This is a genomic window from Micromonospora chalcea (assembly GCF_002926165.1).
GTDB classification, from domain to species: domain Bacteria; phylum Actinomycetota; class Actinomycetes; order Mycobacteriales; family Micromonosporaceae; genus Micromonospora; species Micromonospora chalcea.
This window is the reverse complement of record NZ_MAGP01000057.1, coordinates 1-25,647: the sequence shown is the minus strand read 5'-3', so window position 1 is coordinate 25,647 and position 25,647 is coordinate 1. Positions and strand designations below refer to the sequence as shown.

The 25,647-nt window shown below is 74.2% G+C and carries 21 protein-coding genes; 10 read left to right on the top strand and 11 right to left on the bottom strand.

Annotation, left to right across the window (positions count from 1 at the left end; all coding sequences use genetic code 11):
• The first annotated feature begins 27 nt into the window (after nucleotides 1–27).
• Both BAW75_RS06335 and BAW75_RS06330 read left to right on the top strand, forming a co-directional pair.
• Complete coding sequence (locus BAW75_RS06335; protein ID WP_104112953.1) at nucleotides 28–1,098, top strand: LacI family DNA-binding transcriptional regulator; 1,071 nt, start codon at nucleotides 28–30, stop codon at nucleotides 1,096–1,098.
• A gap of 43 nt (nucleotides 1,099–1,141) precedes the next feature.
• The gene (locus BAW75_RS06330; protein ID WP_104112952.1) at nucleotides 1,142–2,788 is read left to right on the top strand and encodes a glycoside hydrolase family 13 protein; all 1,647 of its coding nucleotides are present in this window, start codon (nucleotides 1,142–1,144) and stop codon (nucleotides 2,786–2,788) included.
• Between the two features lie 58 nt (nucleotides 2,789–2,846).
• Here BAW75_RS06330 and BAW75_RS06325 read toward each other — a convergent pair whose 3' ends face one another.
• The 3 genes from BAW75_RS06325 to xylA form a co-directional block, all read right to left on the bottom strand.
• Nucleotides 2,847–4,277 carry an MFS transporter gene (locus tag BAW75_RS06325; RefSeq protein WP_043328800.1) on the bottom strand — a complete coding sequence of 477 codons (1,431 nt, stop codon included), beginning with the start codon at nucleotides 4,275–4,277 and terminating at the stop codon, nucleotides 2,847–2,849.
• Between the two features lie 109 nt (nucleotides 4,278–4,386).
• Nucleotides 4,387–5,811, bottom strand: coding sequence for a xylulokinase (gene xylB, locus BAW75_RS06320; RefSeq protein ID WP_104112951.1), 1,425 nt, complete (start codon nucleotides 5,809–5,811; stop codon nucleotides 4,387–4,389).
• Between the two features lie 11 nt (nucleotides 5,812–5,822).
• Nucleotides 5,823–7,010 (bottom strand): xylose isomerase, encoded by a 1,188-nt coding sequence (xylA, locus tag BAW75_RS06315; protein ID WP_043328799.1) that lies wholly within the window; start codon nucleotides 7,008–7,010, stop codon nucleotides 5,823–5,825.
• Between the two features lie 52 nt (nucleotides 7,011–7,062).
• Between xylA and BAW75_RS06310 the strand changes: the two genes are divergently transcribed.
• The 3 genes from BAW75_RS06310 to BAW75_RS06300 all read left to right on the top strand — a co-directional run bounded on the left by BAW75_RS06310 (nucleotide 7,063) and on the right by BAW75_RS06300 (nucleotide 11,099).
• Complete coding sequence (locus BAW75_RS06310; RefSeq protein WP_104112950.1) at nucleotides 7,063–8,322, top strand: ROK family protein; 1,260 nt, start codon at nucleotides 7,063–7,065, stop codon at nucleotides 8,320–8,322.
• Nucleotides 8,323–8,532: 210 nt separating this feature from the next.
• Nucleotides 8,533–10,122, top strand: coding sequence for a PP2C family protein-serine/threonine phosphatase (locus BAW75_RS06305; RefSeq protein ID WP_244206021.1), 1,590 nt, complete (start codon nucleotides 8,533–8,535; stop codon nucleotides 10,120–10,122).
• Nucleotides 10,119–11,099, top strand: coding sequence for a cobalamin B12-binding domain-containing protein (locus BAW75_RS06300; protein WP_104112949.1), 981 nt, complete (start codon nucleotides 10,119–10,121; stop codon nucleotides 11,097–11,099). The genes BAW75_RS06305 and BAW75_RS06300 overlap by 4 nt, the downstream gene beginning before the upstream one ends.
• A 2-nt stretch (nucleotides 11,100–11,101) precedes the next feature.
• Here BAW75_RS06300 and BAW75_RS06295 read toward each other — a convergent pair whose 3' ends face one another.
• Nucleotides 11,102–11,617, bottom strand: coding sequence for a MarR family winged helix-turn-helix transcriptional regulator (locus BAW75_RS06295; RefSeq protein ID WP_104112948.1), 516 nt, complete (start codon nucleotides 11,615–11,617; stop codon nucleotides 11,102–11,104).
• Nucleotides 11,618–11,712: 95 nt separating this feature from the next.
• Here BAW75_RS06295 and BAW75_RS06290 point away from each other — a divergent pair, with 95 nt between their 5' ends.
• Nucleotides 11,713–12,843 carry a PP2C family protein-serine/threonine phosphatase gene (locus BAW75_RS06290; protein WP_104112947.1) on the top strand — a complete coding sequence of 377 codons (1,131 nt, stop codon included), beginning with the start codon at nucleotides 11,713–11,715 and terminating at the stop codon, nucleotides 12,841–12,843.
• A 10-nt stretch (nucleotides 12,844–12,853) separates the two neighbouring features.
• On the opposite strand, the gene BAW75_RS06285 is transcribed toward BAW75_RS06290, so the two are convergent.
• The 7 genes from BAW75_RS06285 to BAW75_RS06255 form a co-directional block, all read right to left on the bottom strand.
• Entirely contained in the window at nucleotides 12,854–14,335 is a 1,482-nt protein-coding gene (locus BAW75_RS06285) for a sugar transferase (protein WP_104112946.1), read from the bottom strand.
• A gap of 213 nt (nucleotides 14,336–14,548) precedes the next feature.
• A complete protein-coding gene (locus tag BAW75_RS06280; protein WP_051611375.1) occupies nucleotides 14,549–16,303 on the bottom strand; it encodes a substrate-binding domain-containing protein in 1,755 nt (584 codons plus the stop codon).
• A 178-nt stretch (nucleotides 16,304–16,481) separates the two neighbouring features.
• Complete coding sequence (locus BAW75_RS06275; protein WP_208635195.1) at nucleotides 16,482–17,516, bottom strand: lactonase family protein; 1,035 nt, start codon at nucleotides 17,514–17,516, stop codon at nucleotides 16,482–16,484.
• A 106-nt stretch (nucleotides 17,517–17,622) separates the two neighbouring features.
• Nucleotides 17,623–18,225, bottom strand: coding sequence for a GTP-binding protein (locus BAW75_RS06270; protein WP_043328792.1), 603 nt, complete (start codon nucleotides 18,223–18,225; stop codon nucleotides 17,623–17,625).
• Nucleotides 18,206–18,595, bottom strand: coding sequence for a DUF742 domain-containing protein (locus tag BAW75_RS06265; protein WP_030502282.1), 390 nt, complete (start codon nucleotides 18,593–18,595; stop codon nucleotides 18,206–18,208). The genes BAW75_RS06270 and BAW75_RS06265 overlap by 20 nt, the downstream gene beginning before the upstream one ends.
• Nucleotides 18,585–19,007: a roadblock/LC7 domain-containing protein gene (locus BAW75_RS06260; protein ID WP_043328791.1), complete on the bottom strand. Its 423-nt coding sequence runs from the start codon at nucleotides 19,005–19,007 to the stop codon at nucleotides 18,585–18,587. Before BAW75_RS06260 ends, BAW75_RS06265 begins: the two co-directional genes overlap by 11 nt.
• Nucleotides 19,007–21,361 carry a sensor histidine kinase gene (locus BAW75_RS06255; protein WP_064447789.1) on the bottom strand — a complete coding sequence of 785 codons (2,355 nt, stop codon included), beginning with the start codon at nucleotides 21,359–21,361 and terminating at the stop codon, nucleotides 19,007–19,009. The genes BAW75_RS06260 and BAW75_RS06255 overlap by 1 nt, the downstream gene beginning before the upstream one ends.
• Nucleotides 21,362–21,666: 305 nt before the next feature.
• Here BAW75_RS06255 and BAW75_RS06250 point away from each other — a divergent pair, with 305 nt between their 5' ends.
• The 4 genes from BAW75_RS06250 to BAW75_RS06235 all read left to right on the top strand — a co-directional run bounded on the left by BAW75_RS06250 (nucleotide 21,667) and on the right by BAW75_RS06235 (nucleotide 25,527).
• Nucleotides 21,667–22,284, top strand: coding sequence for a hypothetical protein (locus tag BAW75_RS06250; protein WP_104112944.1), 618 nt, complete (start codon nucleotides 21,667–21,669; stop codon nucleotides 22,282–22,284).
• 13 nt (nucleotides 22,285–22,297) lie between these two features.
• Nucleotides 22,298–23,395: a hypothetical protein gene (locus BAW75_RS33410; protein WP_104112943.1), complete on the top strand. Its 1,098-nt coding sequence runs from the start codon at nucleotides 22,298–22,300 to the stop codon at nucleotides 23,393–23,395.
• 135 nt (nucleotides 23,396–23,530) lie between these two features.
• The gene (locus BAW75_RS06240) at nucleotides 23,531–25,186 is read left to right on the top strand and encodes a sodium:solute symporter family protein (protein WP_104112942.1); all 1,656 of its coding nucleotides are present in this window, start codon (nucleotides 23,531–23,533) and stop codon (nucleotides 25,184–25,186) included.
• A gap of 17 nt (nucleotides 25,187–25,203) precedes the next feature.
• On the top strand, nucleotides 25,204–25,527 hold the full coding sequence (locus BAW75_RS06235) for a hypothetical protein (protein WP_043328786.1): 324 nt from the start codon (nucleotides 25,204–25,206) through the stop codon (nucleotides 25,525–25,527).
• The last annotated feature ends 120 nt before the right edge of the window (nucleotides 25,528–25,647 follow it).

The window sequence follows — 25,647 nt, the reverse complement described above, 5'->3', positions numbered from 1 at the left end:
CCCGGGTCACGGCGGGGAGCCCACACGATGACCAGAATTGACGACGTCGCCCGGCTGGCCGGGGTCTCCACGGCCACCGTCTCCCGGGCGCTGCGAGGCCTGCCGACGGTCTCGGCCGCGCACCGGCGCCGGGTGCTCGCCGCCGCCGAGCAGCTCCAGTACGCGGTGTCCCCGAGCGCCAGCCGGCTGGCCGGCGGCCGGACCGGCACGGTCGCGGTGGTGGTGCCCCGGATCACCAGGTGGTTCTTCAGCACGGTGGTCGAGGCGGTCGAGGAGTTCCTCCAGGACAGCGGCTACGACCTGCTGCTCTACAACCTCGGCGGCCGGGAGCAGACCCGCCAGCGGGTGCTGCGCACGGCGAGCCTGCACAAGCGCGTGGACGCGATCATCCTGGTCGCCACCCCGCTGCGCGCGGCGGACGTGCACGCGCTGACGAACCTGGACCTGCCCGGCGTGACGATCAGCTCGGGCAGCGAGGTGCCCGGGTGGCCCTGCGTCCGGATCGACGACGTGGCCGCCGCCCGGACCGCCACCCGCCACCTGCTCGACCTCGGCCACACCCGGATCGCGCACATCTCCGGCGACCCGGACGACGAACTGGCCTTCACCACGCACCTGGACCGGCGGCGCGGCTACCAGGAGGCGTTGCGGGCCGCCGGACTGCGGCCCGACCCGAGCCTCGACGTCGAGTCGCGGTTCACCATCGACGGGGGTACCCGGGCCACCGCCGAACTGCTGGCCCGGGGCGAACCGCCGACGGCCATCTTCGCCGCCTGCGACGAGATGGCGATGGGCGCGGTCACCGCGCTGCGCGACGCCGGGCTACGGGTGCCGCAGGACGTGAGCGTGATCGGCATCGACGACCACGACCTCGCCGGTGTGCTCGGGCTCTCCACGATCGCCCAGCCCGCCGCCGACCAGGGACTGCTCGCCGCCCGCATCCTGCTCGACCCGCTCGGCGTACGGGCCACCGAGCCGTACCCCGGCCTGGTGCCCGCGCCGCGCGGCGCCGGCACCGACGACGGGACGCCACCCCCGGTGATCCTCCCCACTCGCCTGGTGGTGCGCGAATCGACAGCGCCGCCGCGGGCACACTGAACCAACTTGCTCGTCCCCGCACCACCCAGACAGGAGTAAGGCGCTGAACACCGACGCGACGCAGCAGGCCCCGGGCACCGGCTGGTGGACCGAGGCGGTGATCTACCAGGTCTACCCGCGCTCGTTCGCCGACTCCGGCGGCGACGGCATCGGCGACCTGCCGGGCATCACCTCCCGGCTCGACCACCTCGCCGAGCTGGGAGTCGACGCGCTCTGGCTGTCCCCGTTCTATCCGTCCCCGCAGGCCGACGCCGGGTACGACGTGGCCGACTACCGCGACGTCGACCCGCTGTTCGGCACGCTCGCCGACGCCGACAAGCTGATCGCCGAGGCGAAGGCGCGCGGGCTACGGGTGATCGTCGACTTGGTGCCCAACCACACCTCGTCCGCGCACCGCTGGTTCACCGAAGCGGTGGCGGCCGCCCCGGGCAGCCCGGAGCGGCAGCGTTACGTCTTCCGCGACGGCAAGGGCCCGGACGGCGCCGAGCCGCCGAACGACTGGGTGAGCGTCTTCGGCGGCCCCGCCTGGACGCGGCTGCCGGACGGACAGTGGTACCTGCACCTGTTCGACTCCGGCCAGCCCGACCTCAACTGGGACAACCCGGAGGTACGCGCGGAGTTCCTCGACGTGCTGCGTTTCTGGCTGGACCGGGGCGTGGACGGCTTCCGGGTGGACGTGGCGCACGGCCTGATCAAGCAGGCCGACCTGGCCGACTGGCAGGAGCCGCAGGAGATCCTCTCCGGCAGCGAGGTGGACAAGCCGCGCCCGCCGATGTGGGACCAGGACGGCGTGCACGAGATCTACCGGGAGTGGCGGCGGGTCCTCGACTCGTACCCCGGTGAGCGGATCCTGGTCGCCGAGGCGTGGGTGGAGCCGGCCGAGCGGCTGGCCCGGTACGTGCGCCCGGACGAGATGCACCAGGCGTTCAACTTCGAGTACCTGCTGGCCGCCTGGACCGCGCCGGCCCAGTACGCGGTGATCACCCGCTCGCTGGAGGCCACCGACTCCGTCGGCGCGCCCACCACCTGGGTCCTGTCCAACCACGACGTGGTCCGGCACGCCTCCCGGCTGGGGCTCGGCACCGCCAGTGGCCGGGCCAACGGCGTCGGCGTGGACGACCCGCAGCCGGACGCCGCGCTGGGTCTGCGCCGGGCCCGGGCGGCCAGCCTGCTGATGCTCGCGCTGCCCGGCTCCGCCTACCTCTACCAGGGCGAGGAACTGGGGCTGCCGGAGCACACCACGCTGCCCGACGAGGCCCGCCAGGACCCGACCTGGGCGCGCAGCGGGCACACCGAGCGCGGTCGGGACGGCTGCCGGGTGCCGATCCCGTGGGAGGCCGACGCCCCGTCGTACGGCTTCGGGCCGACCGACGCGAGCTGGCTGCCCCAGCCGTCGACCTGGGCCGAGTACGCGCTGGACCGGCAGCGCGGCGTGCCCGGGTCGACGTACGAGCTGTACCGGACCGCGCTGCGGCTGCGCCGCGAGCACGCGCTGGCCCGGGGCCCGCTGCGGTTCCTGTCCTCCGGCGACGAGGTGCTCACGTTCACCAACGGCGACCTCACCGTGCTGACGAACTTCGGGGCCGACCCGGCGCCGCTGCCGGCCGGCGCGCAGGTGCTGGTGTCGAGCGCGCCGCTGGACGACGACGCGGTCCCCACGGACGTCACCGTCTGGTTCCGGGTGGTGTAAGGAAGGGCCCCTTGTTAACGCCTCCGGTATAGGAAGGGCCCCTTATTAACACTCACCGTTAAGAAGGGGCCCTTCCTTCCAGGCGGTCGGCGCGGGCGTGCAGCAGGTCGTGCACCTGCGCGATGTCCCGCGGCGACGTACGCGCGGCCAGCCAGTACATGATCCCGGTCGGGATGAAGAAGAGCTGGAACGCGGCCAGCCCGACCGCATAGTTCAACGGCGGCGGGAAGGCCGTACGCAGCGCGGCGAACACCACCCCGACCAGCCCGTTGCCGGCCGCCCGCCCGACGCCGTTGACGAGGTTGCCCAGGCTGTAGACGGTGCCCCGGTGCTCGGGCGGGTTCACGTCGGCGATCAGCGCGAACCAGTTCGGCGAGTTCGCCGACGTCAGCGCCAGCGCCACCACGGCGGTGAGCAGGCTCAGCCCCACCGTCGGCTCGGTCAGCACGCTGGACAGCACCGCCGTCACCACCGCGCCCGCCCCGGCACCGTCGGGCACGTCGATGCGGATCGGCACGAAGAACAGGACCAGGTAGAACGGCAGCGCCGCGAGGATGCCGACGGCCGCGACGGTGGCCCGGCCACTGGGCGTACGCCGTTGCAGCGCGTCGCCGACCAGGCCGCCCACGATCGAGAACACCCCGCCGAGCTGGAACAGGGTGGCGAAGACGCTTCCCACCACCACGGCCGTCGCCGGCGAGTAGCCCTGCGCCTCGGCCCGCTGGCTGAACAGCACCGGCAGCCAGACCAGCGAGCCGAACGCGGCCTGGGCGGTCAGCCCCTGCAGGATCAGCCAGCGGTTGGTCCGGCGGGCCAGGATCCGGGGCAGGTCGGCGCGGCTGATCCGGTAGTCGTACTCGTTCCCGGCGTCGATCGCCCCGGCCAGCTCCGGTTCGCTCTGCCCGCGCCGGATGTCGTAGGTGAACAGGTACGCCACCGTGGCGGCCAGACCCACGCCGGTCAGTAGCAGGAACGGCCGCCGCCAGTCGGTCGCCCCGAGCACGCCGCCGAGCAGCGTCCCGGCCAGCGTGCCGACGCCCTGGGACAGCCCCCAGAAGCTCATCACCAGGCCGCGTCGGCGCGGCGAGATCAGGTCGGTGACCACGGAGAAGCCGACCGAGCCCACCGCGCCCAGCCCGACCGCGCCGACGAACTGCGCGGCCAGGAACGTCGCGTACCCCCCGGCGAGCGCGCTGCCGGCGGTGCCGGCGGCCCAGAGCAGCGTGCCGACCATGAGCAGCGGCTTGCGGTTGGTGCGGTCCCCCACGTACGCCCAGCCCACCGCCGCCACCGCGCTGACCAGGAAGCTGACGGCGGTGACCAGGCCGAGCATCCGCTGGGGTACGTCGAGGGCGGTGGAGATCGGCCCGTACAGCGGGGGCACCAGGCCGATCGCCACGTTGTCCAGCGAGGCGAGCACCACGAAGACGACGACGCTGTAGAACCGGTGTGCCGCGTTCCCGCGCCGGGAGACCTTCGTGCCCGTCATGCAGGGCAGCCAATCAGGTGCGGGCGGGTTCCGGGACACCGCCCCCGGCCGACGCGCGTGTTAAGAAGGGGCCCCTCCTCTACCGCAGGCGTTAAGAAGGGGCCCTTCCTTACCCCCGGGCGTGGGCGTAGCGCTCGCGGATGGCGGGGACCGCCTCGCCGGTGTACTCCTCGGTGTCGCCGACCGACCAGGTGGGCGGGGTGTCGCCACCCAGCGCGACCCAGGCGGCCTGCCGGGCCGCGCCGTCGGCCACGTACTCGCCGGGCGGCGGCACCACCACCGGGCGGCCGAAGACCTGCGGCGCGATCCGCCGTACCGCGGCGGACCGGGCGCCGCCCCCGACCAGGATGATCCGGTCGGCGCGGGCGCCCTGGGCGAGCAGCGCGTCGAGACCGTCGGCCAGCCCGCAGAGCATCCCCTCGACCGCGGCCCGGGCCAGGTGCGCCGGGGTCGAGGTGCGCAGTGTCAGGCCCTTCAGCTCGCCGGTGGCGTGCGGTCGATCCGGTGTCCGCTCCCCCTCCAGGTACGGCACCAGGACCAGCCCGTCGGCGCCGGGCGGCGCGGACAGGGCCAGCTCACCGAGCGTGTCGAGGTCGACGCCGAGCAGGGTCGCGGTGGCGTCGAGCACCCGGGCCGCGTTGAGCGTGCACACCAGCGGCAGGAACCGGCCGGTGGCGTCGGCGAACCCGGCCACCGCGCCGCTCGGGTCGGCGGCCGGGTTGTCCGCGACCGCGAAGACGGTGCCGGAGGTGCCGATCGAGACGACCACGTCGCCCGGACCGGCGCCGACACCGAGCGCCGCGGCGGCGTTGTCCCCGGTGCCCGACCCGAGGAGGATCCGCCCCGCCGCGCCCGGGTCGCCGTCGAGCACCGCCGGGTCGAGGTGCCCGGCCGCCTCGGCCGGGCCGAGCACGACCGGCACCGTCACGCGCCGCCCGAAGGCCCGCTCCAGCAGGTCCAGCCGGTATTCGCCGGTGCGCGGCGACCAGTAGCCGGTGCCGCTGGCGTCGCCCCGGTCGGTGCGCAGCGCGTCCAGGCCGGGCGCGCCGGCGAGCCGCCAGGTGAGCCAGTCGTGCGGCAGGCACACGGCGGCCACCCGGTCGGCGTTGTCCGGCTCGTGCCGGGCCAGCCACCGCAGCTTCGTGGCGGTGAAGCTGGCCACCGGCACCGCGCCGGTCGCGTCGGCCCAGAACCGGCGGCCGGTCTCCCCGCCGCCGGCCTCCTCGACCAGGTCCCGGGCCGCATCGGCGGACCGGGTGTCGTTCCACAGCAGCGCCGGCCGGACCACCTCACCGGAGGCGTCCAGGCAGACCATGCCGTGCTGCTGGCCGCCGACCGAGACGGCTGCCACGTCGGACAGGCCGCCGGCCTCGGCCACCGCCGCCCGCAGGGCCTCCCACCAGGCGTACGGGTCGACCTCGGTGCCGGGCGGGTGCCGGGCGCGGCCCTGCCGGACCAGCGCGCCGGTCTCCGCGTCCCGGACCACCACCTTGCAGGACTGGGTCGACGAGTCGACCCCCGCGACGAGCGGCATGGCGGCCCGCCTCAGCGCGCGCCGAGCACGTGCTCGACGGCGAGCTGGTTGAGCCGGACGAAGCCGAAGCCCTTCGCCCCGGCGGCCTCCGGGTCGAACTCCTCGAACGCGGTGCGGTCGGCGAGCAGCTCGCGGTAGCCCTCGCCGGGGTTCAGCGTCGGGGTGGCCAGCTCGGCCACGCGGGCGGCGGCGAGCGCCTCGACCACCTCCGGGTCGGCGCGGAACGCCGCGGCCCGCTCCTTGAGCAGCAGGTACGTGCGCATGTTCGCCTCGGCGGAGGCCCACACGCCGGCGATGTCCTCGGTGCGGGACGGCTTGTAGTCGAAGTGGCGCGGGCCGTCGTAGGCCGGGCCGCCGTTCGGGCCGCCGTGCTCCAGCAGGTCGACCAGGGCGAATGCGTTGAGCAGGTCGCCGTGGCCGAAGACCAGGTCCTGGTCGTACTTGATGCCGCGCTGGCCGTTGAGGTCGATGTGGAACAGCTTGCCCTGCCAGAGCGCCTGGGCGATGCCGTGGGCGAAGTTCAGCCCGGCCATCTGCTCGTGCCCGACCTCCGGGTTCAGCCCGACCATCTCCGGGCGGGCCAGGGTGGAGATGAAGCCGAGCGCGTGGCCGACGGTGGGCAGCAGGATGTCGCCCCGGGGCTCGTTCGGCTTCGGCTCCAGCGCGAAGCGCAGGTCGTAGCCGTTGTCGACGACGTACTCGCAGAGCAGGTCGACCGCTTCGCGGTAGCGGTCCAGCGCGGCCTGGACGTCCTTCGCGACGTCGTACTCGGCGCCCTCCCGGCCGCCCCACATGACGAACGTCTTCGCGCCCATCTCGGCGGCCAGGTCGATGTTGCGCAGCACCTTGCGCAGCGCGTACCGCCGCACGTCGCGGTCGTTGCTGGTGAAGCCGCCGTCCTTGAACACCGGGTGGTTGAACAGGTTGGTGGTGACCATCGGCACGACCAGGCCGGTCTCGTCGAGCGCCTTGCGGAAGCGGCTGAGCCGGGCGTCGCGGGTGGCGGCGTCCGCGCCGAACGGGACCAGGTCGTCGTCGTGGAAGGTGATGCCGTACGCGCCCAGCTCGGCGAGCCGGTGCACGGCCTCGACGGCGTCCAGCTCGGGACGGGTCGCGTCGCCGAACGGGTCACGGGCCGGCCAGCCCACCGTCCAGAGGCCGAAGGAGAATTTGTCCGCGGGGGTGGGACGGGGTGCCATGGCAGACCTCCAGTGGTGGTGTCGTCCGCGATTTGTTCAGCGGTTGAATTAAATGGCGGCGATGTGGCAGTGTCAAGAGGTGACAAGCGCCAGCACGGCCGGGGCGGTCCGGCAGGGCAGCCTGCGCGAGTTGAACCTCGCAGTGGTGCTCCGGCGGATCGCCGCCGCCGACCGCCCGCCCTCGCGGGCCGGGATCGCCGCCGACACCGGCCTGACCCGGGCCACCGTCTCCGCCGTGGTCGACGACCTGATCGCCGGCAGGCTGGTCGCCGAGGCGGAGCCGGAGCCGCGTACCGGTGCGGGCCGGCCGGCCCGGGGGCTGGTGCTCGCCTCCGACGGCCCGGCCGGGCTCGGCCTGGAGGTGAACGTCGACTACCTGGCGGCCTGCGTCGTCGACCTGACCGGCACGGTCCGGCACCACCTGGTCCGCCGCGCCGACCTGCGCCCGGTCTCCCCCGCCGACGCGCTCGCCCGGCTCGCCGCGCTGGCCGCCGAGGCGCGCGCCGCCGCCGTACGCGACGGACTGACCCTGGCCGGCGCGGCGCTCGCCGTGCCCGGCCTGGTCGGCGACGGCGGCCTGGTCCGGCTCGCGCCGAACCTCGGCTGGCGGGACGTGGACGTGCCGGCGCTGCTGGCCGGGCATTCGCTGGCCGAGCCGGTCGACGGGGTGCCACCGCTCGTGGTCGACAACGAGGCCAACCTGGCGGCGCTCGGCGAGCTGTACGCGCGACCGGCCGGCCCCCGCAGCTTCCTGCACATCACCGGCGAGATCGGCATCGGCGCCGGAATCGTGCTGGACGGCTCGCTCTACCGGGGCGCGCGCGGCTGGAGCGGAGAGATCGGTCACTTCCCGGTCCAGCCGCAGGGGCGGCCGTGCCGCTGCGGCGGCCAGGGCTGTCTGGAGCGGTACGCGGGCCAGGAGGCGATCCTGGCCGCCGCCGGGCTGCCCGGCGCGGAACTGCCCGCCGACACCGCCGCCACCCGGCTCGCCGACCTGGCCGACGCCGGTGACCCGGCCACGCTCGCCGCCCTGGCCGACGCCGGCGCCGCCCTCGGGGTCGCCGTGGCGGGTGTGGTGAACCTGCTGGACCTGGACACGGTGGTGCTCGGCGGCGGATACGCCCCGCTCGCCCCCTGGCTGCGGCCGCCTGTGGTGGCGGAGATCTCCCGGCGGGTGCTGACCGCCGCCTGGGCACCGGTCGAGGTACGCCCGGCCGTGCTCGGGGCGCAGTCCGCGGCGGTCGGCGGAGCCGGCTCGGTGGTCCGCCGGATCGTCGACCGGCCGGTGGGCTGGCTGGCCCGCAGCGCCTGATCCGGCCGTTCCTGGACGGGCATTACGTGCCCGCGCTCGGTACGCTTGCCGCCAGGCAACCTGTCCGCCGAGCGAGGAGTGCACCGACAGCATGCGCAGGGGTCGACTGACCGAAGCGCCCGGCCACCTGAGGTGACAGCCGCGCGCCGGGGCGGTGTCGCGGGGCCGGTCAGCGGCGGTGGGCACGCCTGGAGGAAGCGACCCCGGCGGGTGGCCGGGGCCGCGCTCCCGGCTGACGACCGGCTCGCCCAGGAGCTGCTGGACGGGCTCGCCGAAGCGGTCGTGACAGTCGACCCGGCCGGCGTGGTGGCCCTGGTCAACGCGATGGCCATCGACCTGCTCCCGGAGCTGACCCCCGGCGTCGACCTGGCCGGGTGCCAGGTGCCGGCGCTGGCCGAGGCGGCGCGCACCGGATCGGACACGTTCGAGACCGAGCACCACGGCCGGCGGTTGCGCGGGCTGCGGCGCCCGCTGGCCGCCGAGCGCGGCGCCTGGTACGTCCGAGACGTCACGGAGGAGCACGCACGCACCGACGCGCTGCTCGCCGAACGCTCCCGGACCGCGTTCCTCGCCCGGGCCGGCAGCCGGCTCGGGCTGTCCCTGCACCGGGACCAGACGCTGCGCGCCGCGGTCACGCTGCCGGTGCCCTACCTGGCCGACGTCGCCGTGGTGGTGCACCGCCCGGCCCCGCCCGCCGAGGACGCGCCGCACTGGATCCGGTACGCCACCGGCGACTCCGGCCCGGTCACCGGCGTGACCGGCTGGCGCACCGTGGAGTCCGTCCCCGGGCTGGTCGAGGCGCTCGACGGCGACCGCACCGAGCCCAGTCCCTGGCTCGACGCCGAACTGGCCGACCTGGCCGAGGTGCTGCCCACCGGCTTCGGCCGGCCGGGCACCGTGCTGATCAGCCCGATGCCCAGCGCCGGCGGCCCGGCCGGCGCGCTGGTGCTGGCCCGCCGCCCCGAACGGCCCGGCTTCGACCAGCGGGAGATCGCACTGGCCCGGGAGTTCGCCGGGCGGGCCGGCGCCGCGCTGGCCGCCGCCGAGCTGTACGGCGAGCAGGCCCACCTGGCGCGCGTGCTGCAGAACAGCCTGCTCCCGCCGGAACTGCCGCGCCTGCCCGGGATGACGCTCGCCGGCGGTTACCGCGCCGCCGGGGACAGCCTGCGCATCGGCGGGGACTTCTACGACGTGTTCCCCACCGGCGAGGGCGGCCTCCTCGCGCTCGGCGACGTCTGCGGCAAGGGCGTCGGCGCGGCAGTGCTGACCGGCCGGGTACGCCAGTCGCTGCAGACGCTGCGCCTCGTCGAGCAGCGTCCCCGGGAACTGCTGGAGCTGCTCAACCGGGCGCTGCTGGACGCGCCGGACGCCGCCCGCCGGGCCCAGTTCACGACGCTCCTGCTCGGCGCGGTCCGCCGCGAGCCCGGCGGCGGGCTGCGGGTCCGGGTGGCCGGCGGCGGGCACCCCGCCCCGCTCGTCGCCCGCGCCGGCGGCGGGATCGAGACCGTCCGGCTGGGCGGCATGCCGGTGGGCGCGCTCACCGACGCGCGGTTCGTCGACGCCGAGGTACGGCTGGCGCCGGGCGACCTGCTGCTGGCGTACACCGACGGGGTGACCGAGGCCCGGGGCGGCCCGACCGAGCTGGCCATGTTCGGCGAGGACCGGTTGCGCCAGGCGGTCGCCTCCGGTGCCGGGCTCCCGCCGGCCGCGCTCGTGGAGCGGGTGCTCCAGCTCGTCGACGAGTGGCTGGACGGGCAGCCGCACGACGACATCGCCATGCTGGCGCTGGCCGCCGGGTGAGCCCGGAGCGCCGGATCGGGCCGGAGACGCTCGCCGCGTATCTCGATCACCTGGACCGGGCCGACCGGGCCGGCGCGATCGCGCTGGCGCAGGAACTGCTCGCCGACGGCGTGCCGGTCGCGGACATCCTGGTGGACCTCGTCGAGGTGGCGCAGCAGGAGATCGGCCGCCGCTGGCTCACCGGTTCCTGGAGCGTGGCCCAGGAGCACGCCGCCACCCATGTCAGCGAACTCGTGGTCGGCGCGGTGGGCGCGACGATCGGCGCACCGCGACGTGGGCACGTGGTGATGGCCTGCGTCGAGGGCGAGTGGCACGCGCTGGCCGCCCGGATCGTCGCCGAGGTGGTCCGGGCGGCCGGCTGGCGGGTGACGTTCCTGGGCGCCAGCGTGCCGGCCCGGCACCTGGTCTCCTACCTGCACCAGACCGGCCCGGACGCGGTACTGCTGAGCTGCGTGCAGCCGAACCGGCTGGTCCGGGCGGCGCGGATGGTGGAGGCGAGCCGCGCGGCCGGGGTGCCGGTACTGGCGGGCGGCCCCGGCTTCGGGCCGGAGGGCCGGTGGGCCGCCACGATCGGCGCGGCGGCCTGGGGCGCCAGCGCCCGGGACGCCGTCGCGCTGCTGGACCGGCCGCTGTCCGCGGGCACGCACATCGGCGCGCCACCACCGCCGCCCGACGACTCGTACGTCGCCCTGCTGCACCGGCGGCGGGAGCTGGTCCGGCTCGCGCTGACCGCGGTGGACCCGCCCGAGGAGACCGCCGAGGACGCCGCCACCGGCATCGCGCACCTGGTGGACGCGCTGATCGCGGCCGTGCGGGTGGACGACGACCGGCTGCTGCGGGACTTCGTCGAGTGGCAGGCGGAGGCGCTGACGTCCCGGGGCGGGCGGGCGCTGCTGGACGAGGTGCTCGGCACGCTGGAGCGGGCGCTGACCGAGCATCCCCGGGTGGTGGCCCGGCTGCGGGCCGTCCGCGGGTGAAGTCAGGCGGTACGGGCCACCGGCGGCTCGCCGGACGGGCGGACCGGGTCACCGATCCGCTCCCCGGAGGGCTGCAGCACCGGCCAGCCCTCGGCCGCTGTCGCCTCCCCGCGCCGGCCGCCCACGTCGAACTCGCGCATGCCCTGCAGCAGTGCCACCCGGCCCTCCGAGCTCATTCCGTCCAGGATCCGCTCCAGCCGGCGCCGCCGGTCGGTGCGCAGTTCGGCGAGGAGCCGCAGGGCCTCCGGAGTGAGGTGCAGGGAGATCTCCCGCCGGTCGTAGCGGCCCGGCTCGCGTTCCAGCATGCCGGCCGCGACCAGCCGGTCGCAGAGCCGGCTGGCGGAGGAGAGCAGCATGTCGGTGAGGGTGGCGAGCCGGCGGAGGTTGATGCCGTCATACTGCTCGACGACCATGATCGCGCGTAACTGGGCACTGGACAGCCGGCTGGTGGTGCGCTCCCGGGCCGCCTCCCAGACGGCGAGCAAGGTGCCTGCCGCCTCGTCCAGGGCGGCGGACATACTCGTGTCAGGTCCCTGGGGACCAGGCTCTTCGGTCATGGTGGGCCCGAGACTACCCCCCGGATCTGCCCGGCGACCTGTGCAAAGGAGCAAAGATGAGCGGAGCGGAGGGCCGCGCGCGCCGGGTCCTGACCGAGGCGCCGACGGATCTCATCGTGGACCGGCTCGCCGCCGAGCTGGCGCGCACGTACGGAATCACCCGCACCGAGCTCTACCAGGTCGACTACCGGCTCGCCGAGCTGCTGCCGCTGGGTGACGGCGAGGCGCTCGCCCGCCCCGGTCACCCGGCCTGGCGCGCCTTCGACCATCAGGAGCCGGTGATCGCCGACGAGCTGGGCTGGTTCCCGGTGGGCATGCGCGGCGAGCGCCGGGGCGTCCTCCGGGTCTCTCCGGTACCGGCCGACCCGGACGCGCGCCGCGAGCTGGACACCATCGCCACGGTGCTCGGGCACGAGCTGAGCGCGGTCATGGCGACCACCGACATCTACCGGACCGCCCGGCGCAGCCGGCGCCTCACGCTGGCCGCCGAGATGCAGTGGGAGCTGCTGCCCGGGCGCAGCCGGATCCGGCCGTCGTTCAGCCTGGCCGGGCAGCTGGAACCGGCGTACGCGGTGCGCGGGGACAGCTTCGACTGGTCCGACGACGGCCACCGGCTCTGGCTGGCGGTCTCCAACGGCTTCGGTGAGGGGGTGGCCGCGGCGCTGCTCGCCTCGCTGGCCACGTACGCGCTGCGCAACGCGCGCCGGGCCGGGCTCCCCCTGGCCGATCAGGCCGCGCTGGCCGACCAGGCGATCTACGCGCAGCACCGGGGCCAGCAGCATGTCTCGGTGCTGCTCGTCGAACTGGACCTGGCCACCGGCACGCTGGCCGTGGTCGACGCCGGTTCGCCCCGTCTGCTGCGGCTGCGGGCCGGCGAGGTCAGCGAGCAGACGCTGGACGAGCAGTTCCCGCTCGGCATGTTCGAGGGCACCGACTACCGGGAGCAGACGTTCCAGTTGGAGCGCGGTGACCGGCTCTTCGTGGTCAGCGACGGCGTCATCGACGCCACCACCGAGCAGGGGCGCTACGGCGAGGCGGCGCTGGACCGGTTCCTGCGCCGGACCGGGCCGATGGAGCCGCTGGACGCGGTCCGGTCGCTGATCGGCGACCTGCGGGCCTTCGTCGCCGGCGATCTGGTGGACGACGCGGTGGTGGTGTGCCTGGACTGGCTGGGCCCGCAGCCCTGACCCGGCCCGCTCAGTACGCGCCGCGGCTGTTGATCACGGCGCCGAACGTCTTCCAGAGGATGGTCAGGTCGGCGGCCAGCGACCAGTTCTCCACGTAGTAGAGGTCGAGCCGGATGCCGTCCTCCCAGCTCAGGTCGGACCGGCCGCTGACCTGCCAGAGGCCGGTCATGCCGGGCTTGACCAGGAGGCGTCGCGCCACGTCGCCGTCGTAGCGGGCCACCTCGGACGGCAGCGGCGGGCGCGGGCCGACCAGGCTCATCTGGCCGAGCAGCACGTTGACGAGCTGGGGCAGCTCGTCCAGCGACCACTTGCGCAGCAGCCGGCCCACCCGGGTCACCCGCGGGTCGTCGCGCATCTTGAACATCAGGCCGTCGGTCTCGTTGCGCGCGGCCAGCTCGGCGAGCAGGGCGTCGGCGTTGACCACCATGGTGCGGAACTTGAAGACGCCGAACTCCTCGCCGCCCTGACCGACCCGGGTCTGCCGGAACAGCACCGGACCCCGGCTGTCGATCTTGATGGCGAGCGCGATCACGATCAGCAGCGGCGCCAGCACGAGCAGCGCGATCAGCGAGATCGACCGGTCCACGAAGCCCTTGACCAGCTTGCGGGCGCCACGGAACTCGGGCGCCTCGACGTGGATCAGCGGCAGGCCGGCGACCGGGCGGGTGTGGATGCGAGGGCCGGCGACGTCGGTCAGCGCCGGTGCCACCACCAGGTCGACCCCGGTGCCCTCCAGCTGCCAGCCCAGGCGGCGAAGCCGGGTCGCGGTCAGCTCACCGGAGGCGGTGACCGCCACCGTGTCGGCGCCGATCGCGGTGGCCGCCTCCGGGATGCCCCGGAAGGAGCCGACCACCGGCACGTCACCCAGCCGCTGCGGCACCGGGGCGAGCAGCGCGTCCGGAATGCACGCGCCGACCACCTGGTAGCCCGCGTACGGCTCCCGGCGCAGCGTGTGCACCAGCTCCAGCACGTGTGCCGTGTCGCCCACCACGAGCACCTTGCGCGACCAGCCGGCGCCCCGGTCGCGGGCCCGGTGCAGCCGCTTGCGGGCCGCGAACCGCGCCACCTCCAGGCCGACGGTGCCGACGGCGAAGGAGATGGCCAGGAAGCCCCGGGAGACGCCGACGTCGGCGATGTACCCGGCGATCGCGATACCGCCGGCCAGCCGCATGCTCGCCGCGCTGACCCGGCGGTACTCGTCCGCGCCGTACCCGAGCACCTGGTCGTCGTAGCACCGCATCGCCTTGAGCGAGACGAGCCAGACCAGCAGCAGCGCCGGGGCTACCACGACGTACGGGATCTCGGACCCGGTCGGCTCCTCGTCGCCGAACCGGGCCAGGTAACCGACCAGGATGGCCACCGCGAGCACCGCGGTGTCCAGCACCACCAGGACCCGGATGTAGGCCCGCTCCGCGGCTCGTGTCGTCTTGCCCGGGCGTTCACCACCGGGTCGCGACGACGTGGCAGGGGTCAACAGCGTCGCCGAGGTCACCGGCCCTCCCCACTTCGCTCAGGACCGCCCCGTCCCCGCCCGGCTCCGGTGTGGAGCCCGCGGTCGAGGCACCCGGTCATCATGCCTGGACAATTATGGTTACCGATTGATTCGGACGCATTACCGTCAGTTCTCATCCCGCGTCTTGACCCGGGAAGCCTTCCGCCGTACCGGATTTGCCGGTACGGCGGAAGACTAGCGCTGAGCTTCAGGTCAGCGCGGGGCGGGCGGCCGGAGCGCGATCGCCCGGAGGAAGATCTCGCCGATCTTGCTGGGGTCGGTGGTGACGAACGCGCCGCCGCCGGTGACCTTGGTGATCGACTCCAGCTCGGCCCGGTTCACCTCGGTGCCGATGCCGATGATGACCACCTGGACCGGCTGCTCGTCGTCCTTCAGCTTCTTCAGCTGGTCCAGCAGCTCCTTCTGCGAGATGCCGTTGTCGTCCTCGTTCTTGCCGTCGGTGAACAGCACGATCGAGTTGACCTTGCCCGGCTCCCAGTCCTGCTGCACCTTCTTGTACGCCGCGAGCATGGTGTCGTACAGGCCGGTGTCGCCGCTGGAGGGCTTGATCGAGGCGAGGCCGCGCTGCAGCGCCCCCCGGTTGCTCGACAACGGCTTTATCCCGACCAGCTCGCTCCAGTCCTGCGAGCCCTGAAGGTTCGTGGAGAACGTCCACAGACCGATCGACCAGGAGTCGTCGAAGAGCCCGAGGCCCTGGCTCGCGGCCGCCACCGTGACCTGCTCCCGGCTGGCGCCGTTCGCCGTCGCGACCGGCTTCTTCATCGAGCCGGAGACGTCGATGACGCAGAGCATCCGGCCCGACTGCGTGGCCACCGACCAGGTGGTGGTCGCCGTCGAGATGGCGCCCGGGTCGAGGTCGGCCGCGCCGCCCTGACCGGACGGCGGCACCTGGCTCGCGCCGCCGTTCGCCGGGCTCGGCGCGCCCGTCGGGGCCTGGAAGCCGCGCCCCCAGTTGCCGTCCGGCGCGCGCAGCGCCTGCGCGGCCAGCCGGTCCTTGAAGTCCGGCGTACGCAGCACCTCGAAGAGCACCCGGGCGGCGGACGCCTTGGCCGGCTCGATGCCGGGCAGCACCGCGAACGGGTAGTCGAGCGGGATCGGCACCGGCTCCAGGTAGAGCGCGGCCAGCCGGATCGGCGGCTTCGTGCTGTTGTAGGCGATCACGTCCTCCTCGGACAGCGCCGCCGCGCCCAGCCCGTTGGCGATCGCCGTCGGGTCCGACGAGCGCGGGAACCGCGCGAGGAGGTCCTGCCGCAGCGAGGAGCGGTTCGTGGCGAGGGCCCGCAGCGCCCCGACCATCGCCTCCTGCGCCTTCGGCGAGCCGGAATCGCCGGTGGAGCTGGCGGCGGCGGTGAGCGACAGCAGCCCGGACAGGCCGGCCGCGTCCTGGGTCGGCTCGACGATCCCGGCCCGCAGCGGCTTACTCGCGGTGACCTGGGTCAGCAGGTCGGACCAGCGGAGCTTCTTGTCCGGCCACCCTATACGCGAGGCCACCGGCTCGGGCAGCGCCACCACCACCGGGCTGCGCGCGATCGAGGCGCCGTTCGTCGGCGCGAAGGCGCTGGCTCCGCCGCTCTTGAGCCGGACCAGCCAGGTCGAGGAGTCCGGCACCCAGACGTCCGGGGTGACAGCGGTGCCGCTGGCCTGCCCGACTCCGGCGAGCGTGGCGCCGTGCTTGCTGGCCACCGCGGCGGCCACCTCGACCGACTCCGAGGAGGAGACGTTGACGGCGATGCAGGTGCCGCCCACCGCGGCGCCGTCGGCGACCCACTGGTCGGCGGCGCCGCGCACCGCGGGGGCGATCTCCGGGGCGGTCGCCACCGACAGCTCGATCCGGCCCGAACAGTTCGGGCCGGCCAGCTGCTGGTAGCCGAACCAGGAGCCGCCCACGACGGCGACCAGGGCTACCGCCACAGCGGCGGCGCCTGCTCCACGGAGGTTGGAACGCATGCGATGGCGGCCAGACACGGTGACCATCTTGCGTACCTCGTGGGGTTACCACCACAACCGTTCGGACGAAAGTTACGCAGCAGAAACAGTTGATCACCTAACTCATACGCTAAGTTACTGGTCAGTCATTTCAGAGTGATGAAGTCCACTGCGGACGGTCGTTTCGGTGACCGTCCGCTCACGGCAGGAAGCAGGTCGGGCTCGCCACCGGCACCGGCTCCCCCATCACCTCGGGCACGCCGCTGACCGGATCGACCCGGAAGATCCTGATCATGTCGGCCCGCTCGTCGGCGACGTACAGGTGCTCACCGGCGAACGCGAAGTGCCGGGGCCACTCACCGCCGGTGTCGACCTCGGCCACCAGCTCCGGCGCTTCGCCGTCGAGCGCGAAGACCGCCACCGTGCCGACGCCCCGGTTGCCCACGTAGAGGAAACGCCCACCCGGTCCCACGCTCACCTCGGACGGCTGGACATGCCCGGCCCACCCGCTGGCGTCGACGCGCGCCCGCTCCCGCGGCCCGTCCGGCGTCAGGTCGTACGCGGTGACAGTGGCGTCCAGCTCGCCGACCAGCCACGCGCGCCGCCCGTCCGGGTGCCGGGCCAGATGGCGGGGCCCGGTGCCGGGCGGAGTGCTCACCCGGGGCTCCCGGGGCGTCAGCCGGCCGGAGCCGGCGTCGACGTCGTACCGGTAGACCGAGTCGGTGCCCAGGTCGACGGCGAGCAGCGCGCCGCCGGCCGGATCCGGCGACACCATGTGGCAGTGCGCGTGCTCCTGCCGGTCGGTGTCCGGGCCGTGCCCCTCGTGCCGGACCAGGTCGGCGCGCTCCCCCGGCACGCCCTCGGCGTCCAGGCCGAACACCGCCACGCTGCCGCCGCCGTAGTTCGCCACGAACAGGTGCCGACCGTCCGGGGCCACCGCCACGTGACAGGGCTCGGCCCCGCCGGACGGGCGCTCGCCCAGCGGCGTGAGGTCGCCGTCCGGCGCCACCCGGAACGCGCCGACCCGGCCGTCCGGCAGCTCGTTGCACGCGTACAGCACCGGCAGCGCCGGATGCCGGACCAGGAACGACGGCGACGGGGTGACCGCCACGACACCCAGCGGCGTCAGCCCGCCGGTCGCCCGGTCCCGCCGGGCCGCGACGCCGCCCTCACCCCGCCCGCCCGTCTCCGCCGTGTAGCCGCCGATGTGGACGATCTCGTCCTGCCCGGTCACCGCTCCCACCTTCCGTCGGTCCTGTCTCCGCCAGATCCAACCAGAGGCTTCCCGGTCAGGCGTCCGATCAGTCCCGCGACGGCCGACGAGATTCGCCGCGGGCGGCTCAGCCCACCGGCACCGGCTCGCCGCGCTGCCGCGCCACGTGCTCGACCAGCGAGATCAGCACCAGCTTGCCGGACTGCCGGTCCCGGGCGTCGCAGAGCACGAGCGGGACGTCCGGGTCCAGGTCGAGGGCGTCGCGCACCGCCTCCAGGCCGAACCGCCGGGAGCCCTCGAAGCAGTTGACGCCCACCACGAACGGGATGCCCCGCTGCTCGAAGTAGTCGATGGAGGGAAAGCAGTCGGCCAGCCGCCGGGTGTCGGCGAGCACCACCGCGCCGAGCGCGCCGAACGCCAGCTCGTCCCAGAGGAACCAGAACCGGTCCTGACCCGGGGTGCCGAACAGGTAGACCTGCAGGTCGTCGTTGATGGTGATCCGGCCGAAGTCCATCGCCACCGTGGTGGTCGCCTTCTGCTCCACCCCGGAGACGTCGTCGGTGTCGAGCCCGGCGCCGGTGAGGACCTCCTCGGTCTGCAACGGCCGGACCTCGCTCAACGCGCTGACCAGCGTCGTCTTGCCGGCCCCGAAGCCACCGGCGATGAGGATCTTCAGAGCCAGCGGCACCTGGGGCGCCCCCGGCTCCCGGTCATAACGCACGGAGTCCACTGACCACCGCCTTGAGGATGTTGTCGTCGGGCAGGTACGCGGTGGCCGGTGGCCGGTGCACCGCGACGAAGCCATGGGCGAGGAGGTCGCCGAGCAGCACCCGCACCACGCCCACGGCGAGGTCCAGGTCGGCGGCGAGGTCGGCCACGGCCTTCGGCCGGCGGGCCAGTTCGATCAGCCGGCGATGCTCCGGCTGGAGGCCGGGCGTGCCGGCCGGCTCGGCGTCCGGGGTGGCGAGCACGAAAGCCAGCAGGTCGAAGCCGTCCACCGGCGGGCGCACCCGGCCCCCGGTGAGCGTGTACGGGCGCACCACCGGACCGGCGTCGGCGTCCAGCCACTCGTGTTGCGGCCCGGGCGAGTCAGCGCGCATCGGCCGGCCCCCCGCCGCTGCGGGCCGGCGCGGCCAGGTTCTCCCCGACCCGGATCACCAGCATCGCCATCTCGTACGCCACCAGGCCGATGTCGGCGTCGGCGTCGCTCGCCACCGCCAGGCAGGCGCCCTGTCCGGCGGCGGTCACGAAGAGATAGGCCGACTCCATCTCCACCACGGTCTGGCGGACCGCGCCGCCGCCCAGGTGCCGGGTGGCGCCCTTGGCCAGGCCGGAGAAGCCGGACGCCAGCGCGCACAGGTGCTCCGCTTCGCTGCGGTCCTGGTCGCCGGAGGCGCCGAGCAGGAGCCCGTCCGCCGAGAGCACCACCGCCCGGCGTGCGGCGGGCACCCGCTCCACCAGGTCGTCGAGCAGCCAGTCGAGATCGGCGTTCTGCCGCGTCGTGTACACCACTAGGCGTCCCTCTCAGTCGCGGTTCGGTCCTCCGCCACCGGCAGGGCGGGCTCCACGGCCGGCCCCGACGTGGCGGACGGCGTACCGGTGTCAGGCTTTTCGGTGGTGGCCGGATCGGCGTCACCGGCCGGGTCGGTGGCGCGGGCGCCGTCCCGGCGACCCCGCGCGGTGCCCGCCTGCAACGCCGACATGGCCCGGCGCGCCTCCTCCGGCGTGCGGTACGCCGGGGCGTCCACGACCGCCGCGCGCGGACGCGCGGACGCGCCGCGCCGCCGGATCCGGCGTGGCAGGCCGTCGCCGTCGGTGGGAGGCTCCACGGTCGAGGCGCGCGCGGACTGCAACGGGACCACGGTGCTCTCCGACCGGTCCCGTCCCGGCCGGTTCGGGCGCCCCGGACGCGGCACCGTCGTCAACCGGGTCACCTTGGCCAGGCGCCGCCGCTCCGGCCCGGCGGGGCCGTCCGTGCCCACCGGCGGCTCGTCGGTGATCAGATCCGACGGTACGAACACCGCGGCGACGATCCCGGCCGGACGGGCCGGCCGCAGCTCCACCCGCACGCCGTGCCGTGCGGCCAGGCGCGCCACCACGAACAGCCCCAGCCGGGCGCTGCCGGCCGGGTCGAACTCGGGCGGCTCGGCCAGCTTGCGGTTGGCGGCGGCCAGGGCCGGCGCGGACATGCCCAGCCCCCGGTCGGTGATCTCGATGGTGTAGCCGCCCGGCACGGTCCGGCCGGTGACGTCCACCCGGGTGCCCGGCGGGGAGTACGCGGTGGCGTTCTCGATCAGCTCGGCGAGCAGGTGGATCACGTCGCCGACGGCCCGGCCGAGCACCCCGGCCGACGCCACCTCACCCACGTCGACCCGGTCGTACGCCTCGACCTCGGAGATCGCGCCGCGCATCACGTCGACCGCGGCGACCGGCCGGCGCCAGCCCCGCCCGGGCGCGGCGCCGGCGAGGATGACCAGGTCCTCGGCGTGCCGCCGGAGCCGGGTCGCCAGGTGGTCGACCTGGAACAGTCCGGCCAGCTCGTCCGGGTCCTCGGTACGCCGTTCCAGCCGGTCCAGCAGCGCCAACTGCCGGTGCACCAGGCCCTGGCTGCGCCGGGCGAGGTTGAGGATCACCTCGTTGAACCCCCGGCGCAGGGTGACCTCGTCGATCGCGGCGCGCACCGCGGTACGCCGCACCTCGTTGAACGCGCGCGCCACCTGGCCGATCTCGTCGCCGCCGTGGTCCAGTTCGGGCGCCTCCCGGGCGACGTCGACCTCCTCGCCGCGACGCAGCCGGGCGACCACGTCGGGCAGCCGCTGCTCGGCGACCTCGGTCGCGGCGGTGCGTACGCCGGTCAGCCGCCGGGCCAGCGACCGGCCGACCCGCAGCGCCACCAGCACGCAGACGACGATCGCGACGAGACCCAGCACACCGGCGGCGGCGAGCTGGACGAGGATCCGGGTGGCCATCGGCACCGACCGCTCGGCCAGGGCGTCCGCGCCGCGCAGCTCGAAGTCGCGCAGGCTCTGCCACACCTCGGCGTGGCCGGCCTCCCAGCCGGCCATGTCGAACCGGGCCGGCAACGCGGACGAGCGGATCAGGGTGTCCTGGAGCGCGCGCAGCTTGACGAACCCGGCGCCCTCGGTCAACCGCTGGTACGAGGTCCGTTCCTCGGACGGCAGCTCGGCGACCGCCGTCTCCGCCAGGAAACGCTGGTTCTCCAGGGTCCGGACCAGCTGCTCGTGCTCGCCGTCGGCGTACCGGCCCGCGATGACCGCGCCGGCCAGCAGCGCGTCGGCCTGGCCGAGCAGCTCGCGGGAGCGGCCCAGCGCGGTGAGCGCTGTGGCCTCCCGGTTGAGCTGGGCGTCGGGCAGCGCTGCCATCGCGCCGAACGCCTGGAACGCCGAACCGATCATCCCGCTGTAGAGGCCGACGGCACCGGACCGGTCCACCTTCCGGTCGTCGATGAAGGCGCGTCCGGCGGGCAGCGCGTCCAGTGCCGAGACCAGCTGGTCGAGGCGGCCGTCGAGCTGCTCGTCGGCGACGTCGCGCAGGGCCTTGCCGTCGACCTTGCGGCGCAGCTCGACGATCGCGTCGTCGGTGCGTACGCGCTGTTCCGCCAGGGCCGGCAGGGCGCTGCGGCCGGCGAGCTGGACCACCGACAGCCGTCGCTCCCGTTGCAGCTCCGCCACCACGCGCTCGCCGGGACGGCCGAGGTCGTAGAGAAGGGTACGGGCGGAGAGCAGGTCGAGCGCGGGCCCGAAGGTGAGCGTGGTGGCGAAGATCCATAACGCCAGCAGCCCGGTCACCGGGCCGATGACCAGCGCGGTCAGCTTGGCGCGGATCGGCCAGTCACGGGTGTTCAATCAGACCTCGCCCGGGAAGGTGTCGCTCGGTGGCGCCGGCAGCGGCCGTCACGTTCGCCGGCCACGACGCCGGGCCCCGGCCCGGACGCCTTGGGCAGGATACGTAATCCGGGGCGGATGCACTACCGGCCGTCTCGGCTCTCACTACGGTCCGAGACGGGCACGGCGGGCGCAGTCGGACACCGGACCGGCACCGGACGGCGGTCGCGACACCGCTCCTTATTTCCCGACCGGGGCGGAAAGTGCCGCGCAACGGGATTGGCGATCACCCGCATGAGGGAATACCAGCGGGCGAAGGAGGAGCCATGTCGTCCACCCAGGTAATCGTCATAGTCATCGTCGTCCTCGTCATCGCCGCGCTCGCCGCGTTCGCCGTGGTCGCCAGCCGCCGCCGGGCGCTGCGGGAGCGTTTCGGCCCGGAGTACGACCGGGTCGTCGCCGAGCAGGACAGCCGCGGCGCGGCCGAACGCGAGCTGCGTGAGCGCGAGCGCCGGCACGCCGAACTGGAGCTGACCCCGCTGAGCCCGGAGTCCCGGGCCCGCTACGCCGCCGCCTGGGAAGAGCTGCAGGTGCGCTTCGTCGACTCGCCCGCCGAGACCGTCGGCGAGGCGGACGAGCTGGTCAGCCGCCTGATCGCCGAGCGCGGATACCCCACCGGGGACTTCTCGGACCAGATCGCCCACCTCTCCGTCGAGCACGCCCGCACGCTCACCCACTACCGCGACGCCCACGAGATCCGGCAGCGCAACGAGCGCGGCGAGGCCGGCACCGAGGACCTCCGGCAGGCGCTCGTGCACTACCGGGCCCTCTTCGCCGACCTGCTCGGTGAGGACCCGGTGCCCACGTCCACGCCGCCGCCGGAGCAGCGGGAGCAGCCGGAGCAGCGCCACCCCGACCACGACCACGACGTCACGAGCCGCTGAGGAGGCCGCCGCCATGCGCCAGGAAGAGCAGCAGGTCACGCAGGACCACCCCGAGGCCGTCCGGTCCGCGCCGGTACCGGTGCCACAGCCGGGCGACCACGCCGGCCCCGGCCGGCACGACGCCGACCGGGCCGACGTGCCCGAGGACGCGCTCGACGACCGGGGCACCTTCGACGACCCGGCCGTCGCCGACGACCGGCGCGAAATCGGCGCCGACGACCGGCGCCACGACGGAATCGACGACCGGGGAGACGAGGTCGACGAGACCCGCGCGTACGAAGCCGGTGAACTGAGCGACGCGGCCGACCGTACCGACGACGGGCGCGACGACGACGGGCGTCCGCCGTTCCACGAGCCGGCGCCGCTGCCGACGGCGTTCGGCGCGGCCACGGTGGGCGACGCGGTCGCCGCGTCGGCGCTGGCGAGCGGCCGTCCGCAGGACGAGCGCGACGCCCGCGACGAGGACACGGCCATGCCGGGCGACGGCGCGCCGGGCCGGACCGAGCCGCTGGACGACGAGCGGGCCGATCCGACGGCCGGGGACCGACTGCACGACCGCGACCGCTGGGACGCCGAGCACGCCGACGGCGACGCGGCGGCCGACGGCGACGCGCGGGCCAACGGTGTCGTCCGGGACGACGCGGCGGCCGACGGCGCGGTCGGGTACGGCAGCGCCGAGCCGGGCCTGGTCGACCCCGACGCCGAGCCGGTCCCCGCGGCCGACGAGGACGCCGACCGGCGCCACGACCACGTCGACGCGGGCACCGCGGCGGCGGGCGCGGCAGCGGCCGGCACGGCCCTGGGCGGGGCGGACCGGCCCACGCCGGGCGCGGTACCGGCCGACGCCGCGACGCTGTTCGCGCCGGAGGCGGCGCAGGGCTTCCGGGACCGCTGGCGCGACGTGCAGCTGCGCTTCGTGGACGACCCGCGCGCCGCGGTCGGCGAGGCGGAGTCGCTCGTCGAGGAGGCGATCGAGGCGCTCTCCACCGCCCTGCGCGAGCAGCGCACCCGGCTCGGCGCGTGGCAGGAGTCCGGCTCCACCGACACCGAGCAGCTCCGGGTGGCCGTGCGCGGCTACCGCGACTTCCTGGACCGCGTACTGGGGCGCTGAGGCCCGCCGCAGAACCCCACCGAGCCCCGGCCGGCGATCCGGCCGGGGCTCCGTCGCGCGCGGACCGGCCAGCAGGCATGAAACTTCGCAAACGGGGTACGTGCGGGCAGCGGTGCACACGAGGGGAGCACGGGCATGGGCGGCGGCCTGCGTCTGGACATGAACGCGGTGGACTACCTCATCCTCGCGCTCTATTTCGTCACGGTGCTCGGCGTCGGTTTCGCCGCCCGGCGCGCGATCCGCACCAGCGTGGACTTCTTCCTCTCCGGCCGCTCGCTGCCCGCCTGGGTCACCGGCCTGGCGTTCGTCTCGGCGAACCTGGGCGCGCTGGAGATCATCGGCATGGCCGCCAACGGCGCCCAGTACGGCATCATGACGGTCCACTACTACTGGATCGGCGCCGTGCCGGCGATGGTCTTCCTCGGCATCGTGATGATGCCGTTCTACTACGGCTCCAAGGTCCGCAGCGTTCCCGAGTACCTGCGGCTGCGCTTCAACCGCCCGACCCACCTGCTCAACGCGATCAGCTTCGCGGTCGCGCAGGTGCTGATCGCGGGCGTGAACCTCTACGCGCTGGCCCTGATCATGCAGGCGCTGCTCGGCTGGCCGCTCTGGTTCGCGATCGTGGTCGGGGCGGTGATCGTGCTGGCGTACATCACCGTCGGCGGCCTCTCCGGCGCGATCTACAACGAGGTGCTCCAGTTCTTCGTGATCATCGCCGGCCTGGTGCCGATCACGGTCATCGGGCTGGTCAAGGTCGGCGGCGTCAGCGGCCTGATGGACGCGGTCCGCGACTCCAGGCTCGGCGAGGCCGGCCTGCACGCCTGGGAGGGCACCGGCAGCACCGGCAACCCGCTCGGCGCGCACTGGCTGGGCATCGTGTTCGGCCTCGGCTTCGTGCTCTCCTTCGGCTACTGGACCACGAACTTCGCCGAGGTGCAGCGCGCGCTGTCCGCGCGGAACATGAGCGCCGCCCGGCGTACGCCGATCATCGCCGCGTACCCGAAGCTGCTCATCCCCGCGGTCACCGTGATCCCCGGCCTGATCGCCCTGGTCACCGTCAAAGGTCTGGGCGCCGACGACGGCGACCTGGTCTACAACAACGCGATCCCGCTGCTCATGCGCGACCTGCTGCCCAACGGCGTGCTCGGTATCGCGGTCACCGGCCTGGTGGCCTCGTTCATGGCCGGCATGGCGGCCAACGTCAGCGGGTTCAACACCGTCTTCACGTACGACATCTGGCAGGCGTACTTCCGGCGCAACGAGTCGGACGAGCACTACGTGAAGGTGGGCCGGCTCGCCACAGTCGGCGCGGTGGTGATCGGCATCGGCACCGCGTTCATCGCGGCCGGGTTCAGCAACATCATGAACTACATCCAGGCGCTTTTCTCGGTGTTCAACGCCCCGCTCTTCGGCACCTTCATCATCGGCATGTTCTGGCGGCGGATGACGCCGCTGGCCGGGTTCTGGTCGCTGCTGTCCGGCACCGTCGTGGCCACCGCCACGTACCTGCTCTACAAGGGCGGCGTGATCAGCTTCAACTCGGACCTGGAGGAGAGCTTCTGGGGCGCGGGCCTGGCCTTCGCCACCGTCGCGGTGGTGGCCGCGATCGTCACGCCGCTGACCCGGCCGAAGACCGACGACCAGCTGACCGGGCTGGTGTACGGCCTCAGCGACACCGCGCTCGCCGACGACTCGCTGGCCGGCGACGCCGCCTGGTACCGCTCCCCGGTGCTGCTCGGCGTCGTCGCCGTGATCCTCGCCGCCCTGTTCTACATCCCGGTCTTCTAGAGGAGGGGACGCACGCCATGACAGACGACGCGGACCGCAACTACCAGGGCGGCGAGGCGCACGACCCGCTCGTCGACGAGACCGAGGACGCCCGCGAGGCCCGCTCGGCGGCGGCCCGGCTGTTCGACATCCGCCGGGTCATCGGCGGCCTGTTCGTCGCGTACGGGCTGATCGTCGGCCTGATGGGGCTCTTCGACACGTCCGCCGAGATCGACAAGGCACAGGGCCTGCGGATCAACCTGTGGGCCGGCGCGGCGATGCTGGTGTTCGGCCTACTGATGCTGCTCTGGCAACGGCTGAGCCCGACCGAGACGCCGGAGCCCGGCCACGACGACGCCTGACAGTGAGGATGTAGGGGTGGGGTCACCCGGCCTGGTCTGACTCACCGCCTGACCGACGTTGCTGTCCTGGAGCGGATCCGTCGGCTTGGTCCGGGTGACCCCGTTCCTGCACGTCACTGG

Excerpts from the sequence above, each read along its gene's own strand:
- BAW75_RS06240 (WP_104112942.1), top strand. The coding sequence starts at position 23,531 with ATGGGCGGCGGCCTGCGTCTGGACATGAACGCGGTGGACTACCTCATC.
- BAW75_RS06290 (WP_104112947.1), top strand. The coding sequence starts at position 11,713 with ATGAGCGGAGCGGAGGGCCGCGCGCGCCGGGTCCTGACCGAGGCGCCG.
- BAW75_RS06265 (WP_030502282.1), bottom strand. The coding sequence starts at position 18,595 with ATGCGCGCTGACTCGCCCGGGCCGCAACACGAGTGGCTGGACGCCGAC.
- xylB (WP_104112951.1), bottom strand. The coding sequence starts at position 5,811 with ATGCCGCTCGTCGCGGGGGTCGACTCGTCGACCCAGTCCTGCAAGGTG.
- BAW75_RS06310 (WP_104112950.1), top strand. The coding sequence starts at position 7,063 with ATGGCGGCGATGTGGCAGTGTCAAGAGGTGACAAGCGCCAGCACGGCC.
- BAW75_RS06335 (WP_104112953.1), top strand. The coding sequence starts at position 28 with ATGACCAGAATTGACGACGTCGCCCGGCTGGCCGGGGTCTCCACGGCC.
- BAW75_RS06325 (WP_043328800.1), bottom strand. The coding sequence starts at position 4,277 with ATGACGGGCACGAAGGTCTCCCGGCGCGGGAACGCGGCACACCGGTTC.
- BAW75_RS06295 (WP_104112948.1), bottom strand. The coding sequence starts at position 11,617 with ATGTCCGCCGCCCTGGACGAGGCGGCAGGCACCTTGCTCGCCGTCTGG.
- BAW75_RS33410 (WP_104112943.1), top strand. The coding sequence starts at position 22,298 with ATGCGCCAGGAAGAGCAGCAGGTCACGCAGGACCACCCCGAGGCCGTC.
- xylA (WP_043328799.1), bottom strand. The coding sequence starts at position 7,010 with ATGGCACCCCGTCCCACCCCCGCGGACAAATTCTCCTTCGGCCTCTGG.
- BAW75_RS06280 (WP_051611375.1), bottom strand. The coding sequence starts at position 16,303 with ATGCGTTCCAACCTCCGTGGAGCAGGCGCCGCCGCTGTGGCGGTAGCC.
- BAW75_RS06235 (WP_043328786.1), top strand. The coding sequence starts at position 25,204 with ATGACAGACGACGCGGACCGCAACTACCAGGGCGGCGAGGCGCACGAC.
- BAW75_RS06250 (WP_104112944.1), top strand. The coding sequence starts at position 21,667 with ATGTCGTCCACCCAGGTAATCGTCATAGTCATCGTCGTCCTCGTCATC.